Below are 18,123 nucleotides of genomic sequence, written 5' to 3'. Positions count from 1 at the left end.
AACCCGCAAGGGGAAAGGGAGTTACGTGCTCGACGTCAACTTCTTCGATGAACTCCGTATCGGCCTGGCCACCGCGGAGGACATCAGGCAATGGTCTTACGGCGAGGTCAAGAAGCCGGAGACGATCAACTACCGCACGCTGAAGCCGGAGAAGGACGGCCTGTTCTGCGAGAAGATCTTCGGACCGACTCGGGACTGGGAGTGCTACTGCGGCAAGTACAAGCGCGTCCGCTTCAAGGGCATCATCTGTGAGCGCTGCGGCGTCGAGGTGACGCGCGCCAAGGTGCGCCGCGAGCGGATGGGCCACATCGAGCTGGCGGCGCCCGTCACGCACATCTGGTACTTCAAGGGTGTGCCGTCGCGCCTGGGCTACCTGCTCGACCTGGCGCCGAAGGACCTCGAGAAGATCATCTACTTCGCCGCGTACGTGATCACGTCCGTCGACGACGAGATGCGCCACAACGAGCTGTCCACGCTCGAGGCCGAAATGATGGTCGAGCGCAAGGGAGTTGAGGACCAGCGCGACGCCGAACTCGAGGCGCGTGCGCAAAAGCTCGAGGCGGACCTCGCCGAACTGGAGGCCGAGGGCGCCAAGGCCGACGCGCGACGCAAGGTTCGCGACGGCGGCGAGCGCGAGATGCGCCAGATCCGCGACCGCGCCCAGCGCGAGCTGGACCGGCTGGAGGACATCTGGAACACCTTCACCAAGCTGGCCCCCAAGCAGCTGATCGTCGACGAGAACCTCTACCGCGAGCTCGTCGACCGCTACGGCGAGTACTTCACCGGTGCGATGGGCGCGGAGTCGATCCAGAAGCTGATCGAGAACTTCGACATCGACGCCGAGGCCGACTCGCTGCGTGACGTGATCCGAAACGGCAAGGGGCAGAAGAAGCTTCGCGCCCTGAAGCGCCTCAAGGTGGTCGCCGCCTTCCAGCAGTCGGGCAACTCGCCGATGGGCATGGTGCTCGACGCGGTGCCGGTGATCCCGCCGGAGCTGCGCCCCATGGTCCAGCTCGACGGTGGCCGGTTCGCCACCAGCGACCTCAACGACCTGTACCGCCGCGTGATCAACCGCAACAACCGCCTCAAGAGGCTGATCGACCTCGGCGCGCCCGAGATCATCGTCAACAACGAGAAGCGGATGCTGCAGGAGTCCGTGGACGCGCTGTTCGACAACGGCCGTCGCGGCCGCCCGGTCACCGGGCCGGGCAACCGTCCGCTGAAGTCGCTGTCGGATCTGCTGAAGGGCAAGCAGGGCCGGTTCCGCCAGAACCTGCTCGGTAAGCGTGTCGACTACTCCGGCCGTTCGGTCATCGTGGTCGGCCCGCAGCTCAAGCTGCATCAGTGCGGCCTGCCCAAGCTGATGGCGCTGGAGCTGTTCAAGCCGTTCGTGATGAAGCGGCTCGTCGACCTCAACCACGCGCAGAACATCAAGAGCGCCAAGCGGATGGTCGAGCGGCAGCGTCCCCAGGTGTGGGACGTGCTCGAAGAGGTCATCGCCGAGCACCCGGTGCTGCTGAACCGCGCGCCCACCCTGCACCGGCTGGGCATCCAGGCCTTCGAGCCGATGCTGGTGGAGGGCAAGGCGATTCAGCTGCACCCGTTGGTGTGTGAGGCGTTCAACGCCGACTTCGACGGTGACCAGATGGCGGTGCACCTGCCGTTGAGTGCCGAGGCGCAGGCCGAGGCCCGCATCCTGATGCTGTCCTCGAACAACATCCTGTCGCCGGCGTCCGGCCGCCCGTTGGCCATGCCCCGACTGGACATGGTGACCGGGCTGTACTACCTGACCACCGAGGTCGACGGCGACACCGGCGAATACCGGCCCGCCGCCAAGGACCAGCCGGAGGTCGGGGTGTACTCCTCGCCCGCCGAGGCGATCATGGCGTCGGACCGCGGTGTGCTGTCGGTGCGGGCCAAGATCAAGGTGCGGCTGACCCAGCTGCGCCCGCCCGCCGAGATCGAGGCGGAGCTGTTCCCCAATGGCTGGCAGCCGGGCGACTCCTGGATGGCCGAGACCACGCTGGGCCGGGTGCTGTTCAACGAGCTGTTGCCGGTGGCCTACCCGTTCGTGAACAAGCAGATGCACAAGAAGGTGCAGGCCGCGATCATCAACGACCTGGCCGAGCGCTACCCGATGATCGTGGTCGCGCAGACCGTGGACAAGCTCAAGGACGCGGGGTTCTACTGGGCGACCCGCAGCGGTGTCACGGTGTCGATGGCCGACGTGCTGGTGCCGCCGCGCAAGAAGGAGATCCTCGACCAGTACGAGGAGCGCGCCGACAAGGTCGAAAAGCAGTTCCAGCGTGGCGCTTTGAACCACGACGAGCGCAACGAGGCGCTGGTGGAGATCTGGAAGGAAGCCACCGACGAGGTCGGTCAGGCGCTGCGCGAGCACTACCCGGCCGACAACCCGATCATCACGATCGTCGACTCGGGTGCCACGGGTAACTTCACCCAGACCCGAACGCTGGCCGGCATGAAGGGCCTGGTGACCAACCCGAAGGGTGAGTTCATCCCGCGTCCGGTCAAGTCCTCGTTCCGCGAGGGCCTGACGGTGCTGGAGTACTTCATCAACACCCACGGCGCTCGAAAGGGCTTGGCGGACACCGCGTTGCGTACCGCCGACTCCGGGTACCTGACCCGTCGTCTGGTGGACGTGAGCCAGGACGTCATCGTCCGCGAGCACGACTGCGAGACCGAGCGCGGCATCGTCGTCGAGCTGGCCGAGCGCCAGCCCGACGGCACGCTGATCCGCGACCCGTACATCGAAACCTCGGCGTACGCGCGGACTTTGGGCACCGACGCGGTCGATGAGAAGGGCAACGTCGTCGTCGCGCGTGGCGAGGACCTGGGTGACCCGGAGATCGACGCGCTGCTGGCGGCCGGCATCACGCAGGTCAAGGTGCGCTCGGTGCTCACCTGCACCACCGGCACCGGCGTCTGCGCGACGTGCTACGGACGCTCGATGGCCACCGGCAAGCTGGTCGACATCGGCGAGGCGGTCGGCATCGTCGCGGCGCAGTCCATCGGTGAGCCCGGCACCCAGCTGACGATGCGGACGTTCCACCAGGGTGGTGTCGGTGAGGACATCACCGGCGGTCTGCCCCGGGTTCAGGAGCTGTTCGAGGCCCGCGTGCCGCGCGGCAAGGCGCCGATCGCCGACGTCACCGGCCGGGTTCGTCTGGAGGACGGTGAGCGGTTCTACAAGATCACCATCGTTCCCGACGACGGCGGCGAGGAGGTTGTCTACGACAAGCTCTCCAAGCGGCAGCGGCTGCGTGTGTACAAGCACGAGGACGGGTCCGAGGGAGTGCTGTCCGACGGTGACCACGTCGAGGTGGGCCAGCAGCTGATGGAGGGCTCGGCCGACCCGCACGAGGTGCTGCGCGTGCAGGGCCCGCGCGAGGTGCAGATCCACCTCGTCCGCGAGGTCCAGGAGGTCTACCGCGCCCAGGGTGTGTCGATCCACGACAAGCACATCGAGGTGATCGTTCGCCAGATGCTGCGCCGCGTCACCATCATCGACTCGGGCTCGACGGAGTTCCTGCCCGGCTCGCTGATCGACCGCGCGGAGTTCGAGGCGGAGAACCGCCGGGTGGTGGCCGAGGGCGGCGAGCCCGCCGCCGGCCGTCCGGTGCTGATGGGTATCACGAAGGCGTCGTTGGCCACCGACTCGTGGCTGAGTGCGGCGTCGTTCCAGGAGACCACGCGAGTGCTGACCGATGCGGCGATCAACTGCCGCAGCGACAAGCTCAACGGTCTGAAGGAAAACGTGATCATCGGCAAGCTGATCCCGGCCGGTACCGGCATCAACCGCTACCGCAACATCCAGGTGCAGCCCACCGAGGAGGCCCGCGCCGCGGCGTACACGATCCCGTCCTACGAGGATCACTACTACAGCCCGGACTTCGGCCAGGCCACCGGAGCCGCGGTTCCGCTGGACGACTACGGGTACTCCGACTACCGCTAGTCCACACAGAAAAAGCCCCGGGTTTCGGCCCGGGGCTTTTTCGTACCCGCCGAGTGTCACGCCAGCGTGGCTCTGGCGTCCCAATGTCACGCTGGCGTGACGCTCGCGTCGGCCGCGCTTACTACACTGGCCCTCGTGCTCATCGGTTCGCACGTCCACTCCGAAGACCCCCTGGCCGCCGCGCAGGCCGACGGCGCCGACGCGGTGCAGTTGTTCCTCGGCAACCCGCAGAGCTGGAAGAAGCCCAAGCCGCGCGACGACGCCGAGGCGCTGAAGGCGTCGACCATCCCGCTGTACGTCCACGCGCCGTACCTCATCAACGTGGCCTCGGCCAACAACCGCATCCGCATCCCGTCGCGCAAGATCCTGCAGGACACCTGCGACGCGGCGGCGGAGATCGGCGCGACGGCGGTGATCGTGCACGGCGGCCACGCCGACGACGACGACATGGAGGCCGGGTTCGAGCGCTGGGTCAAGGCGCTGGACTACCTCGAATCCGATGTGCAGGTGTACCTGGAGAACACCGCGGGCGGCGACCACGCCATGGCCCGCTATTTCGACACCATCGGCAGGCTCTGGGATCACATCGGGGACAAGGGGATCGGCTTCTGCCTGGACACCTGCCACGCGTGGGCCGCGGGTGAGGAGCTGATCGACGCGGTCGACCGGATCAAGGCGCTGACGGGCCGCATCGACCTGGTGCACTGCAACGACTCGCGCGACGCCGCGGGCTCGGGCGCCGACCGGCACGCCAACTTCGGCACCGGTCAGATCGACCCCGACCTGCTGGTCGCGGTGGTCAAGGCCGCCGACGCGCCGGTGATCTGCGAGACCGCCGACGAGGGCCGCAAGGACGACATCGCGTTCCTGCGGGAAAACACCGGCGGCTGATCCGCGAGCCCATGCGCGGTCGGCTCACGGCGCTTCTCGGCGTGGTCCTGCTGGTCGCCGGTTGCGCGCCGTGGCGCGAGCTCCCGTCGGGCTTCGTCACCGGCACCAGCCTGCACCACCTCAACGTCGGCGGCCACGATCGTGACTATCGGCTCTACAAGCCCGCGGGAGCGCCCGCGTCGGCCGCGCTGGTGGTGGTCATGCACGGCTATTCCGGCAGCGCCGCTCAAGCCGAAAGGGGTTACGACTGGGACGGTTTGGCCGATTCGGCCAAATTCGTCGTCGCTTATCCCGATGGGCTCGACCGGGCCTGGAACGTCGACGGGGAGGGTTGCTGCGGCCGGCCGGGCCGGGAAGGCGTCGACGACGTCGCCTTCATCAGCGCGGTCGTCGCCGACATCGCCCGCAACGTCGGCATCGACCACGCCAAGGTCTACGCCACCGGCATGAGCAACGGCGCCATCATGTCGTTCACGCTGGCGTGCACCACCGACATCTTCGCGGCGATCGGCCCGGTTGCTGGCACCCAGCTGAACACGTGCCGCAGCCCGCGCCCGACATCGGTCGTCCACATTCACGGCACCGCCGATCGGCTCGTCCCGTACGCCGGCGGGCAGGGCTTCAGCGTCATCAACGGCCCCTCGGTGCCCGACGTCAATGCGTTCTGGCGCCACCTCGACCAATGTGGCGCCGCGACCACGACGACCAGCGGCCCCGTTACCACCTCGGCGGCGTCGTGCGCGGACAACCGCGGCGTCGTCCTCGTCACCGTCGACGGCGGCGGCCACGAGTGGCCGCCATTCGCGACCCAGACGCTTTGGCAATTCTTCGCGGCGCACCCACGCTGATCATTACAGCTCTTGTGCGACTGTCGGAAAAATGTAACATGGTTGCATGCCTGATACCCATGTCGTGACCAACCAGGTTCCGCCCCTGGAGAACTACAACCCGGCCACGTCCGCCGTTCTTGTCGAGGCCTTGATCCGCGAGGGCGGGCAGTGGGGCGCCGAAGAGGTGAACGAGCTCGGGGCGCTCGCCGGCAGCCGCGAGGCGCAGCGGTGGGGCGAGCTCGCCGACCGCAACCGGCCGGTGCTGCACACCCACGACCAGTACGGGCACCGCATCGACGAGATCGAGTACGACCCGGCCTATCACGAGCTGATGCGCGCGGCGATCCGCCACGGCATCCACGCGGCGCCCTGGGCGGACACGCGCCCGGGCGCGCACGTGGTGCGCGCCGCCAAGATGTCGGTCTGGAACGTCGAGCCCGGACACACCTGCCCCGTCTCGATGACGTACGCCGTCGTCCCGGCCCTGCGCTACAACCCCGAACTGGCGGCCGTGTACGAGCCGTTGCTGACCAGTCGCGAGTACGACCCCGAGCTGAAACTGGCCACCACGAAGGCCGGCATCACCGCGGGCATGTCGATGACCGAGAAGCAGGGCGGCTCCGACGTGCGCGCGGGCACCACCCAGGCGACCCCGAACGGTGACGGCAGCTACAGCCTGACCGGCCACAAGTGGTTCACCTCGGCACCCATGTGCGACATCTTCCTGGTGCTGGCGCAGGCGCCGGGCGGGCTGTCCTGCTTCCTGCTGCCGCGCATCCTCCCCGACGGCACCCGCAACCGGATGTTCCTGCAGCGGCTCAAGGACAAGCTCGGCAACCATGCCAACGCCTCCAGCGAGGTGGAGTACGACGGCGCCGTCGCGTGGCTGGTGGGTGAAGAGGGCCGCGGCGTCCCCACCATCATCGAGATGGTCAACCTCACTCGGCTGGACTGCACGCTCGGCTCTGCCACCAGCATGCGCACCGGCCTGACCCGCGCCATCCATCACGCCCAGCACCGAAAGGCGTTCGGCGCCTATCTGATCGACCAGCCGTTGATGCGCAACGTGCTGGCCGACCTGGCCGTCGAGGCCGAGGCCGCCACGATTGTCGCGATGCGGATGGCCGGCGCCACCGACAACGCGATCCGGGGCGACGCGACGGAGGCCCTGCTGCGCCGGATCGGCCTGGCCGCCAGCAAGTACTGGGTGTGCAAGCGCGCCACCCCGCACGCCGCCGAGGCGCTGGAATGCCTGGGCGGCAACGGCTACGTCGAGGACTCCGGCATGCCGCGACTGTTCCGCGAGGCGCCGCTGATGGGCATCTGGGAGGGCTCGGGCAACGTCAGTGCGCTGGATACGTTGCGCGCCATGGCAACTCGCCCCGAATGCGTCGAGGTGCTGTTCGGCGAGCTGGGCAAGACCGCAGGCCAGGATCGCCGGCTGGACGGCCACGTCGAAAGGCTGCGCCAGCACCTGGCCGACCTGGACAACATCGCCTACCGCGCCCGCAAAGTCGCCGAGGACATCTGCCTAGCGCTGCAGGGCTCGCTGCTGGTGCGCCACGGCCACCCCGCCGTCGCCGAGGCATTCCTGGCGACGCGGCTCGACGGCCGGTGGGGCGGCGCATTCGGCACGATGCCCACGGGCCTCGACCTCGCACCGATTCTCGAGCGTGCCCTCGTAAAGGGCTGAGCCACAACATGACCCACGCCATCAGGCCGGTCGACTTCGACAACCTGAAGACGATGACCTATGAGGTCACCGATCGGGTTGCGCGCATCACCTTCAACCGGCCGGAAAAGGGCAACGCGATCGTCGCGGACACCCCGCTCGAGCTCTCGGCGTTGGTGGAGCGCGCCGACCTCGACCCAAGCGTCCACGTCATCCTCGTGTCGGGGCGCGGCGAGGGCTTCTGTGCGGGCTTCGACCTGTCCGCGTACGCCGATCGCACCGGGTCGGCCGGGGGGACCGGCGCTTATCAGGGCACCGTGCTCGACGGGAAAACCCAAGGCATCAACCACCTGCCGAATCAGCCGTGGGACCCGATGATCGATTACCAGATGATGAGCCGCTTCGTGCGCGGGTTCTCCAGCCTGATGCACGCCGACAAGCCGACGGTGGTCAAGATTCACGGGTACTGCGTGGCCGGCGGCACCGACATCGCGCTGCACGCCGACCAGGTGATCGCCGCTGCCGACGCCAAGATCGGTTACCCGCCGACCCGGGTGTGGGGCGTCCCGGCGGCTGGTCTGTGGGCGCACCGGCTCGGCGACCAGCGCGCGAAACGCCTGCTGTTCACCGGCGATTGCATCACCGGCGCGCAGGCCGCCGAGTGGGGCCTGGCGGTGGAGGCCCCGGACCCCGAGGACCTCGACGAGCGGACCGAGCGGCTGGTCGAAAGGATCGCCGCCGTGCCGGTCAACCAGTTGATCATGGTCAAGCTCGCGCTCAATTCGGCTCTGCTGCAACAGGGAGTGGCCACCAGCAGGATGGTCAGCACGGTGTTCGACGGGGTCGCGCGGCACACCCCCGAGGGGCACGCCTTTGTGGCCGATGCGGTCGAGCACGGCTTCCGGGAGGCGGTTCGGCATCGCGACGAGCCCTTCGGTGACCACGGCCGGAAAGCGTCACAGGTGTAAGCCATGCCGGACATGACGGCCCGGTCGGTGGTGCTCAGTGTGCTGCTCGGCGCCCACCCCGCGTGCGCCACGGCCGGCGAATTGATCGGTCTCACCGCCGATTTCGGCATCAAGGAAACCGCGCTTCGGGTGGCACTGACCCGCATGGTCGGCGCGGGCGACCTGATCCGATCCGCCGACGGCTACCGGCTCTCGGATCGATTGCTGGCGCGCCAACGCCGGCAGGACGATGCCATGCGGCCCCAAACCCGGCCGTGGCGCGGGGACTGGCTGGTGCTGATCGTGACCAGCGTGGGCGGCGACGCCCGCACCCGGGCGGCGTTGCGAACCGCGATGCACGACAACCGCTTTGGCGAACTCCGCGAAGGCGTCTGGATGCGGCCCGACAACCTGGCCTCAGAGCTGGACCCGGATGTCGCGGCCCGGATGCGGACGCTCCGGGCCCGCGACGACGCACCCGCCGAGCTGGCCGGCGAGCTGTGGGACCTGCCCGGGTGGGCCGAAACCGGCCATCGGTTGCTCGGTGAGATGGCGACCGCGTCGGACATTCCGGGCCGGTTCCTGGCGGCCGCGGCGATCGTGCGCCACCTGCTCACCGATCCGATGTTGCCGGCCGAACTGCTGCCCGCCGATTGGCCCGGCGACCGGCTGCGCGACGCTTACCACGACTTCGCCACCGAGCTGGCGCAGCGACGCAACCTACCCCGACTAGTGGAGGCAAAATGAGCGACCCGGTGCGTATCGAGCGAAACGGTCCGGTGACCACGGTCATCCTCGATCGGCCGGCGGCGCGCAACGCCGTCAACGGCCCCACCGCGGCGGCGCTCTTCGCCGCGTTCGAGGAGTTCGAGCGCGATGACGCCGCATCGGTGGCTGTGCTGTGGGGCGACGGCGGAACCTTCTGCGCCGGAGCCGATTTGAAGTCGTTCGGCACGCCCGACGCCAACGCCGTGCACCGCACCGGCCCCGGGCCGATGGGGCCGACGCGGATGGTGCTGTCAAAGCCGGTGATCGCCGCGGTGAGCGGCTACGCCGTCGCCGGCGGCCTGGAGCTGGCCCTGTGGTGCGACCTGCGGGTCGCCGAGGAGGACGCCGTGTTCGGCGTGTTCTGCCGGCGCTGGGGAGTCCCGCTGATCGACGGCGGCACCGTGCGGCTGCCCCGGCTCATCGGGCAGAGCCGCGCCATGGACATGATCCTCACCGGCCGCGGCGTCCAGGCCGACGAGGCGCTGGCCATGGGGCTGGCCAACCGCGTCGTGCCCAAAGGCCAAGCGCGCCAAGCGGCCGAAGAACTGGCGGCTGCGCTCGCGGCCCTGCCGCAACAGTGCCTGCGGTCGGATCGGCTCTCGGCGCTGGCGCAGTGGGGCAGGCCGGAGTCGGAGGCGATCGATTTCGAATTCGCCAGCATCGCGCGCGTCGCCGTGGAGGCGGCGGAAGGGGCCGGGAGGTTCGCCGCGGGGGCCGGGCGCCACGGCGCGGCGGCGAATTAGCCTGGCAGCCCTAGCCCTTGCTGATCGTGTTGCCCGAGCCGAGGTTGTCGACCTTCGGCTCGCCGTCCTTGTAGGTGACGGTGTTGTTCAACCCCACCACGCTGATGCGCGTGTCGACCTTGTCGATCGTGATCTTGTTGTTGGCACCGCCGATGGTCACCGTCACACAGGTGCCGGTGACGGTCAGCGTGTTGTTGGAGCCACCGACGTTGAGCGACTTGCCGTTCGCGCAATCAAGCGTGGCCGTGGTCCCCATCGACCCGTAGTTCAACGAGTTCCCGATCTCGACGGAGGCGGTCGTGCTCGCCCCACCCGAGCTCGTCGGCGCCGCGGCGCCGCTCGTCGTGGTGGCGGTGCTCTTCGTCGTGGTCGCCGTGGTGCCGCCGGGCGGATTGGCCGTCGAGCTGCAGCCCGCCAGCACTAAGGCCGCGGCGGCCGGCGCGAGGGCCAGCGCGGCCAGCCTGGACGAGCGGTCGGTGGTGTGGTCGCGCATTGATCCTCGATTCCGGAGTTGAGATGGTGCCGTGCCTCAGCCCGGCACCTGCTGGAGCCGGTTGGTCATGCCCAGTTCGCGCCCGCGGTCCCACAGGATCGGTGTGCCGCCGTGGTAGAAGACGGTCTCGTCGTATCCGTACACGGTGATGTCGTGGGTGACCGAGTCCGCAATGACGGTATTGCCCGACCCCATCACCGTGACGGCCCAGCAGTTTCCCTTGGCGTTGACGGTGTTCCCGGTGCCGTTGACGATCAGGGTGGCGTCGTTGCAGTCCAGCGTCTGGTCGACGCCCTGCCCGGTGACGTGGGTGTCGCCGTTCTTGGCGTCCGCGGCCGGCGCGGGGACGGCGACGATGACGGCGCAGGTGACCAGCGGCCCGGCGACGGTTGTCCAGTTCACTGCACGCCCCCTCTTAACACGGGTGAATTCGCTCGAATGAGCCTACGAGTTTCCCGGCCGCCGTCAACTAGAGTCATTAGTTAACCCACCCGGGATCAATCGAAGGGCGATCGCATGGCAGCTCCGGACCCGCCGTCGGCGGCTGGGCGCCAGCGCGCCGCGAAGTCGGGGTCCCGCCCGGCCAAACTGAGCCGCGACGGCATCGTCGACGGCGCGCTGACCTTCCTGGACCGGGAGGGCTGGGACTCGCTGACCATCAACGCGCTGGCCACGCAGCTGGGCACCAAGGGGCCGTCGCTGTACAACCACGTGGACAGCCTGGAGGACCTGCGGCGGGCGGTGCGGATCCGGGTGATCGACGACATCATCACGATGCTGAACCGGGTCGGGGAGGGGCGCGCCCGCGACGACGCGGTGCTCGTCATGGCCGCCGCCTACCGCAGCTACGCCCATCACCACCCCGGTCGGTACTCGGCCTTCACCCGGATGCCGTTGGGCGGCGACGACCCCGAGTACGCGGCCGCTACCAGGGGCGCGGCCGCCCCGGTGATCGCCGTGCTGGCGTCCTACGGTCTGGACGGCGTCGAGGCGTTCCACGCCGCGCTCGAGTTCTGGTCCGCGATGCATGGGTTCGTGTTGCTGGAAATGACCGGCGTCATGGACGACATCGACACCGACGCCCTGTTCTCCGACATGGTGTTGCGGCTGGCTCGGGGTTTGGAGGGGCTGGAAAGGCGCTCCGCGCACCAGCGGGCCGCACCGGACTGAGCCCCGATGGTGGCGACCCGCGGCGCCCGGCTTCGCCGCGCTTGCGATCGCCACGGGCCCCGATGGTGGCGACCCGCTGCGCCCGGCTACGCCGCGCTTGCGATCGCCACGGGGCCCCGATGGTGGCGACCCGCTGCGCCCGGCTACGCCGCGCTTGCGATCGCCACGGCCGCTTTGACCTGCGAGACCGGCGGCAGGTATTGTGGTAGCTCGTGCCTGGCGGCTTACGGCGCCTGACGTAAGGAAGCGGATGCCGGGCTAATTCGCATGTCCACGACGCATCGGATCGAACTCCATGCTGAGCGCTTGCGACACACCCGGCCGCGGGGTACACGAGTTAGTCCGAGGCGGGGCAAAACTGCAGTACACAGACTTAATAGCTGAGCCAGAACGCAAACTTCGACACAGAAAGCCTCCTAGATGCCAACCATTCAGCAGCTGGTCCGCAAGGGTCGTCGGGACAAGATCGGAAAGGTCAAGACCGCGGCTCTGAAGGGCAGCCCGCAGCGCCGTGGCGTATGCACCCGCGTGTACACCACCACTCCGAAGAAGCCGAACTCGGCGCTTCGGAAGGTCGCGCGCGTCAAGCTGACGAGTCAGGTCGAGGTCACGGCGTACATCCCCGGCGAGGGGCACAACCTGCAGGAGCACTCCATGGTGCTGGTGCGTGGTGGCCGGGTTAAGGACCTGCCCGGTGTTCGGTACAAGATAATCCGCGGTTCGCTCGACACCCAGGGCGTCAAGAACCGCAAGCAGGCTCGTAGCCGCTACGGCGCCAAGAAGGAGAAGAGCTGATGCCGCGCAAGGGGCCCGCGCCCAAGCGTCCGCTGGTCAACGACCCGGTCTATGGGTCGCAGCTGGTCACCCAGCTGGTCAACAAAGTTCTGCTCAAGGGGAAGAAATCGCTCGCCGAGCGCATTGTTTATGGAGCGCTCGAGCAAGCGCGGGAAAAGACAGGCACCGACCCCGTGATCACGCTCAAGCGCGCTCTCGACAACGTCAAGCCCGCCCTGGAGGTGCGCAGCCGCCGCGTCGGTGGTGCGACCTACCAGGTGCCCGTCGAGGTGCGTCCCGACCGGTCCACCACCCTGGCGCTGCGCTGGCTTGTCAGCTTCTCGCGGCAGCGCCGGGAGAAGACCATGATCGAGCGGCTGGCAAACGAACTCCTGGATGCCAGCAACGGCCTCGGGGCCTCCGTCAAGCGGCGTGAGGACACCCACAAGATGGCCGAGGCCAACCGCGCCTTCGCGCACTATCGCTGGTGATCGCCGCCCGCGATGATGCGGGAGGCCAGAAAGACAGCAACCAAGCAATCGAAAGAGTGGGAAGACTTCTGTGGCACAGAAGGACGTGCTGACCGACCTCACCAAGGTCCGCAACATCGGCATTATGGCGCACATCGACGCCGGCAAGACGACGACGACGGAGCGCATCCTCTACTACACCGGCATCAGCTACAAGATCGGTGAGGTGCACGACGGCGCCGCCACCATGGACTGGATGGAGCAGGAGCAGGAGCGGGGGATCACCATCACCTCCGCGGCAACCACCTGCTTCTGGAACGGCAACCAGATCAACATCATCGACACGCCCGGCCACGTCGATTTCACCGTCGAGGTCGAGCGCAGCCTGCGCGTGCTCGACGGTGCCGTCGCCGTCTTCGACGGCAAGGAGGGCGTCGAGCCGCAGTCCGAGCAGGTCTGGCGGCAGGCCGACAAGTACGACGTCCCCCGCATCTGCTTCGTCAACAAGATGGACAAGATCGGCGCCGACTTCTACTTCTCCGTGCGCACCATGGAGGAGCGCCTCGGCGCCAACGTCATTCCGATCCAGCTGCCCGTCGGCTCGGAGGGTGACTTCGAGGGCGTCGTCGACCTGGTCGAGATGAAGGCCAAGGTGTGGCGCGGCGAGACCAAGCTCGGCGAGACCTACGACACCATCGACATCCCGGCCGAGTTGGCGGAGAAGGCCGACGAGTACCGCACCAAGCTGCTCGAGGCGGTCGCCGAGACCGACGAGGCGCTGCTGGAGAAGTACCTCGGCGGCGAGGAGCTGTCGGTCGCGGAGATCAAGGCCGCGCTGCGCAAGCTCACGATCAGCTCCGAGGCCTACCTGGTGCTGTGCGGCAGCGCGTTCAAGAACAAGGGCGTGCAGCCCATGCTCGACGCCGTGATCGACTACCTGCCCTCGCCGCTGGACGTGCCGCCGGCCGTCGGGCACGCGCCGGGCAACGAGGACGAGGAGGTCGTGCGCAACCCGTCGACCGACGAGCCCTTCTCGGCGCTGGCGTTCAAGGTCGCCACGCACCCGTTCTTCGGCAAGCTGACCTACGTCCGGGTGTACTCGGGCAAGGTCGATTCCGGCAGCCAGGTCATCAACGCCACCAAGGGCAAGAAGGAACGGCTGGGCAAGCTGTTCCAGATGCACTCCAACAAGGAGAACCCGGTGGAGACCGCCTCGGCCGGCCACATCTATGCCGTCATCGGGCTGAAGGACACCACCACCGGCGACACCCTGAGCGACCCGAACCACCAGATCGTGCTGGAGTCGATGACCTTCCCCGACCCGGTGATCGAGGTGGCCATCGAGCCCAAGACCAAGAGCGACCAGGAGAAGCTCTCCCTGTCGATCCAGAAGCTCGCCGAGGAGGACCCGACCTTCAAGGTGCATCAGGACGTCGAGACCGGCCAGACCGTGATCGGCGGCATGGGCGAGCTGCACCTGGACATCCTCGTGGACCGCATGCGCCGCGAGTTCAAGGTCGAGGCCAACGTCGGCAAGCCGCAGGTGGCGTACAAGGAGACCATCCGCCGCGTGGCGGAGAAGGTCGAGTACACCCACAAGAAGCAGACCGGCGGTTCGGGCCAGTTCGCGAAGGTGCTGATCAACCTGGAACCGTTCCACGGCGAAGACGGTGCCACCTACGAGTTCGAGAACAAGGTCACCGGTGGGCGCATCCCGCGCGAGTACATCCCGTCGGTGGACGCCGGCGCGCAGGACGCCATGCAGTACGGCGTGCTGGCCGGTTACCCGCTGGTGAACCTCAAGGTCACCCTGCTTGACGGCGCCTTCCACGAGGTCGACTCGTCGGAAATGGCGTTCAAGATCGCCGGCTCGCAGGTGCTGAAAAAGGCTGCCGCGCAAGCGCAGCCGGTGATTCTGGAACCGATCATGGCCGTCGAGGTCACCACGCCCGAGGACTACATGGGCGACGTGATCGGCGACCTGAACTCCCGCCGTGGCCAGATCCAGGCCATGGAGGAGCGGGCGGGTGCGCGCGTCGTGAAGGCGCACGTGCCGCTGTCGGAGATGTTCGGCTACGTCGGCGACCTGCGGTCCAAGACTCAAGGCCGGGCGAACTACTCCATGGTGTTCGACTCGTACGCCGAGGTTCCGGCGAACGTGTCGAAGGAGATCATCGCGAAGGCGACGGGCCAGTGAGTTCGTGCGCACGAGTAAGCTGGCCCGGTTAACACCGCGGCCGAAACCCAAAAAATCAACACTGCTTAACAAAGCACCAACAAGTCGGAGGACATAACAGTGGCGAAGGCGAAGTTCCAGCGGACCAAGCCCCACGTCAACATCGGGACCATTGGTCACGTTGACCACGGCAAGACGACCCTGACCGCGGCTATCACCAAGGTCCTGCACGACAAGTACCCGGACCTGAACGAGTCGAAGGCGTTCGACCAGATCGACAACGCCCCCGAGGAGCGTCAGCGCGGTATCACCATCAACATCGCGCATGTCGAGTACCAGACCGACAAGCGTCACTACGCGCACGTCGACGCCCCGGGCCACGCCGACTACATCAAGAACATGATCACCGGCGCCGCCCAGATGGACGGCGCGATCCTGGTGGTCGCCGCGACCGACGGCCCGATGCCGCAGACGCGTGAGCACGTGCTGCTCGCCCGTCAGGTCGGCGTGCCCTACATCCTGGTCGCGCTGAACAAGGCCGACGCCGTCGACGACGAGGAGCTGCTCGAGCTCGTCGAGCTGGAGGTCCGCGAACTGCTGGCCGCCCAGGAGTTCGACGAGGACGCCCCCGTCGTGCGGGTTTCCGCGCTCAAGGCGCTCGAGGGTGACGCGAAGTGGGTTTCGTCCGTCGAGGAGCTCATGGACGCGGTCGACGAGTCGATTCCGGACCCGGTCCGCGAGACCGACAAGCCGTTCCTGATGCCCGTCGAGGACGTCTTCACCATCACCGGCCGCGGCACCGTGGTCACCGGTCGTGTGGAGCGCGGCGTCATCAACGTGAACGAGGAAGTCGAGATCGTCGGCATCCGCCCGACCAGCACCAAGACGACCGTCACCGGTGTGGAGATGTTCCGCAAGCTGCTCGACCAGGGCCAGGCCGGCGACAACGTCGGGCTGCTGCTGCGTGGCATCAAGCGTGAGGACGTCGAGCGCGGCCAGGTCGTGACCAAGCCCGGCACCACCACGCCGCACACTGAGTTCGAGGGCCAGGTCTACATCCTGTCCAAGGACGAGGGCGGCCGGCACACGCCGTTCTTCAACAACTACCGTCCGCAGTTCTACTTCCGCACCACCGACGTGACCGGTGTGGTGACGCTGCCGGAGGGCACCGAGATGGTGATGCCCGGTGACAACACCAACATCTCGGTGAAGCTGATCCAGCCCGTCGCCATGGACGAGGGCCTGCGGTTCGCGATCCGCGAGGGCGGCCGCACGGTCGGCGCCGGCCGGGTCGTCAAGATCATCAAGTAAATCTCGCTCGCGCGAAGCCCGGATTGCCGTTGATCGGCGGTCCGGGCTTCGTGCATTCGGGGCACCGGGCAACTCGGATCGCGTTACCATCGGCGCGTATTGCGTGTGTGTTCAATTACCGCGCGATTTCTGACGGCACCGGGCATGCCGGGAGGTTGACATGTCGTTCGTGGTTGCGGCGCCCGAATACGTGGTGGCGGCGGCGAAAGATCTGGCGAACGTCGGCTCGACGATCGGCGCGGCCAACGTTGCCGCCTTGGCGCCGACGTCGCAGGTGCTTGCCGCCGGTGCCGACGAGGTTTCGTCGGCGATCGCGGCGCTGTTCGGCGCCCACGCCGAGGCATATCAGGCGCTCAGCGCGCAAGCGGCGTCCTTTCATAAGCAGTTCGTGGGGCTCATGGCCGGCGGCGCGACGCAATACGCGCTGGCGGAGGCCGCGAACGCCTCGCCGCTGCAGACCCTGGAGCAGGATGTGCTGGGCGTTATCAACGCCCCGAGTGAGCTGCTGACGAATCGCCCACTGATCGGCGACGGCGCCAACGGCGGCCCGGGCCAAAACGGCGGGGCGGGCGGCTGGATCATCGGCAATGGCGGCGACGGCGGTCCTGGCACCTTCGGGATGAACGGCGGTAACGGCGGCCCGGCCGGCCTTATCGGCAACGGCGGGGCTGGCGGCGCCGGTTCCCCGGGTTTTTTCAATGGTGCCGGTACCAATGGCGGCGCCGGGGGTCACGCCGGGTGGTTGTACGGCAACGGCGGGGCCGGTGCGCCCGGCGGGGCCGGTGGAAACGGGCTGGTGTCTGGGGACAGCGGCGGTAACGGCGGCAACGGTGGCGCCGGCGGCGGCGCGGGATTGTTCGGTGGCGTCGCAGGGGCCGGCGGAGATGGCGGCCGGGGCGGTAACGCCTTCACGCACCCCTCGTTCGGCGGAGACGGCGGTAATGGAGGCGCAGGCGGTCACGGTGGGAATGCGGGGCTGGTCGGCACCGGGGGCCGCGGCGGCAGCGGCGCCATCGCCGGGTTTGGCGATCTCGGCATGCCAGGGTCAAGCGGGGCTGGGAACGGCGGTTTCGGCGGAGCGGGCGGCGGCGGCGGCCGCGGCGGGCTGCTGTTCGGCACCGGCGGAGCCGGCGGAGGCGGCGGCACCACGGAAGCAACCGCGTTGCCGCTGCACTTCGCCGGGGGCCAGGGCGGTGTCGGCGGTGGCGTCGGGTTGTTCGGTACCGGGGGGATGGGCGGCGCGTCCGGCGTTTACCTGGGCGGCGGCACCGCAATCGACGGACTCGCGGGTAACGGCGGCCCCGGTGGGCTGCTGGGCGGCGTCGGCGGCGCCGGCGGACCCACCGGAACGGGCTTTGGCGGGATCGGCGGCGAACCCGGATTCTTCGGTATCGGCGGCGCGGGCGGCACCGCGACCGGCACCCACGGCTTCGCCGGGCTCGGCGGGATCGGCGGGCTGATATTCGGCATCGGGGGCGCCGGCGGGAACGCCACCGGCACGGACGGTTTTGCCGCAATTGGCGGCGAGGCGCTGCTCTTCGGCGACGGCGGCGCCGGCGGAGTGGCCACCGGACCCCAGGGGCACGGCGGATGGGGCGGCCCCGGTGGCATGTTCATCGGCAACGGAGGTGCCGCGGGGGCCGCCACCGGTGCCAATGGCCAGGGCGGTACCGGCGGTGATGCGGGATGGATCGGCAATGGCGGCGCCGGCGGGTCCGGCACCGGCCTGGATGGCAACGGCGGCGCCGGCGGTAACGCCCACTTCATCGGCAATGGCGGCGCCGGCGGCAACGGCACTCAGTTCACGGGTAAGGCCGGTCCCGGCGGCGTCGGCGGCACCATATTCGGCGCGCACGGTCCGGCCGGCGCCGTACTGCCGTAAATCCCGCCCATCCGGCTCCCTCT

General features: G+C 68.3%; 15 protein-coding genes and 1 pseudogene. 14 read left to right on the top strand and 2 right to left on the bottom strand.

What is annotated here, in order from left to right:
• The first annotated feature begins 25 nt into the window (after positions 1-25).
• The 7 genes from AWB92_RS26030 (at position 26) to AWB92_RS26000 (ending at position 9,824) form a co-directional block, all read left to right on the top strand.
• Positions 26-3,973 carry a DNA-directed RNA polymerase subunit beta' gene (locus AWB92_RS26030; RefSeq protein ID WP_085190800.1) on the top strand — a complete coding sequence of 1,316 codons (3,948 nt, stop codon included), beginning with the start codon at positions 26-28 and terminating at the stop codon, positions 3,971-3,973.
• Positions 3,974-4,108: 135 nt separating this feature from the next.
• Positions 4,109-4,864 (top strand): deoxyribonuclease IV, encoded by a 756-nt coding sequence (locus tag AWB92_RS26025; RefSeq protein ID WP_085190798.1) that lies wholly within the window; start codon positions 4,109-4,111, stop codon positions 4,862-4,864.
• Positions 4,865-4,875: 11 nt separating this feature from the next.
• A complete protein-coding gene (locus tag AWB92_RS26020; protein WP_085190796.1) occupies positions 4,876-5,712 on the top strand; it encodes a PHB depolymerase family esterase in 837 nt (278 codons plus the stop codon).
• 46 nt (positions 5,713-5,758) lie between these two features.
• Positions 5,759-7,387 carry an acyl-CoA dehydrogenase family protein gene (locus tag AWB92_RS26015; protein WP_085190794.1) on the top strand — a complete coding sequence of 543 codons (1,629 nt, stop codon included), beginning with the start codon at positions 5,759-5,761 and terminating at the stop codon, positions 7,385-7,387.
• An 8-nt stretch (positions 7,388-7,395) separates the two neighbouring features.
• Positions 7,396-8,334, top strand: coding sequence for a crotonase/enoyl-CoA hydratase family protein (locus AWB92_RS26010; RefSeq protein WP_085190792.1), 939 nt, complete (start codon positions 7,396-7,398; stop codon positions 8,332-8,334).
• A 3-nt stretch (positions 8,335-8,337) separates the two neighbouring features.
• On the top strand, positions 8,338-9,060 hold the full coding sequence (locus tag AWB92_RS26005) for a PaaX family transcriptional regulator C-terminal domain-containing protein (RefSeq protein WP_085190790.1): 723 nt from the start codon (positions 8,338-8,340) through the stop codon (positions 9,058-9,060).
• A complete protein-coding gene (locus AWB92_RS26000) occupies positions 9,057-9,824 on the top strand; it encodes a crotonase/enoyl-CoA hydratase family protein (RefSeq protein WP_085190788.1) in 768 nt (255 codons plus the stop codon). Before AWB92_RS26005 ends, AWB92_RS26000 begins: the two co-directional genes overlap by 4 nt.
• 10 nt (positions 9,825-9,834) lie before the next feature.
• Here the strand turns inward: AWB92_RS26000 and AWB92_RS25995 are convergent, their stop codons facing one another.
• Both AWB92_RS25995 and AWB92_RS25990 read right to left on the bottom strand, forming a co-directional pair.
• Positions 9,835-10,317: a DUF3060 domain-containing protein gene (locus AWB92_RS25995; RefSeq protein ID WP_068133370.1), complete on the bottom strand. Its 483-nt coding sequence runs from the start codon at positions 10,315-10,317 to the stop codon at positions 9,835-9,837.
• Positions 10,318-10,353: 36 nt separating this feature from the next.
• Entirely contained in the window at positions 10,354-10,719 is a 366-nt protein-coding gene (locus AWB92_RS25990; protein WP_085190785.1) for a DUF3060 domain-containing protein, read from the bottom strand.
• Between the two features lie 114 nt (positions 10,720-10,833).
• Here AWB92_RS25990 and AWB92_RS25985 point away from each other — a divergent pair, with 114 nt between their 5' ends.
• The 7 genes and pseudogenes from AWB92_RS25985 (at position 10,834) to AWB92_RS31210 (ending at position 18,100) form a co-directional block, all read left to right on the top strand.
• Complete coding sequence (locus AWB92_RS25985) at positions 10,834-11,487, top strand: TetR/AcrR family transcriptional regulator (RefSeq protein WP_085190783.1); 654 nt, start codon at positions 10,834-10,836, stop codon at positions 11,485-11,487.
• A pseudogene (locus AWB92_RS30875) lies at positions 11,484-11,662 on the top strand (hypothetical protein); the annotation flags it as partial. The gene AWB92_RS25985 and the pseudogene AWB92_RS30875, both read left to right, overlap by 4 nt.
• 245 nt (positions 11,663-11,907) lie before the next feature.
• On the top strand, positions 11,908-12,282 hold the full coding sequence (rpsL, locus tag AWB92_RS25980; RefSeq protein WP_003879423.1) for a 30S ribosomal protein S12: 375 nt from the start codon (positions 11,908-11,910) through the stop codon (positions 12,280-12,282).
• Positions 12,282-12,752 carry a 30S ribosomal protein S7 gene (gene rpsG / locus AWB92_RS25975; protein ID WP_067012878.1) on the top strand — a complete coding sequence of 157 codons (471 nt, stop codon included), beginning with the start codon at positions 12,282-12,284 and terminating at the stop codon, positions 12,750-12,752. The genes rpsL and rpsG overlap by 1 nt, the downstream gene beginning before the upstream one ends.
• Positions 12,753-12,822: 70 nt before the next feature.
• Positions 12,823-14,928 (top strand): elongation factor G, encoded by a 2,106-nt coding sequence (fusA, locus tag AWB92_RS25970; protein ID WP_068104580.1) that lies wholly within the window; start codon positions 12,823-12,825, stop codon positions 14,926-14,928.
• A 99-nt stretch (positions 14,929-15,027) separates the two neighbouring features.
• Complete coding sequence (gene tuf, locus AWB92_RS25965; RefSeq protein ID WP_066934798.1) at positions 15,028-16,218, top strand: elongation factor Tu; 1,191 nt, start codon at positions 15,028-15,030, stop codon at positions 16,216-16,218.
• A gap of 160 nt (positions 16,219-16,378) precedes the next feature.
• On the top strand, positions 16,379-18,100 hold the full coding sequence (locus tag AWB92_RS31210) for a PE family protein (RefSeq protein WP_085190781.1): 1,722 nt from the start codon (positions 16,379-16,381) through the stop codon (positions 18,098-18,100).
• Positions 18,101-18,123 lie beyond the last annotated feature (23 nt).

It is taken from the genome of Mycobacterium sp. IEC1808 (assembly GCF_002101935.1).
Lineage (GTDB): Bacteria > Actinomycetota > Actinomycetes > Mycobacteriales > Mycobacteriaceae > Mycobacterium.
The sequence above is the reverse complement of the archived record's forward strand: the minus strand, read 5'-3'. Positions and strand labels throughout refer to the sequence as shown.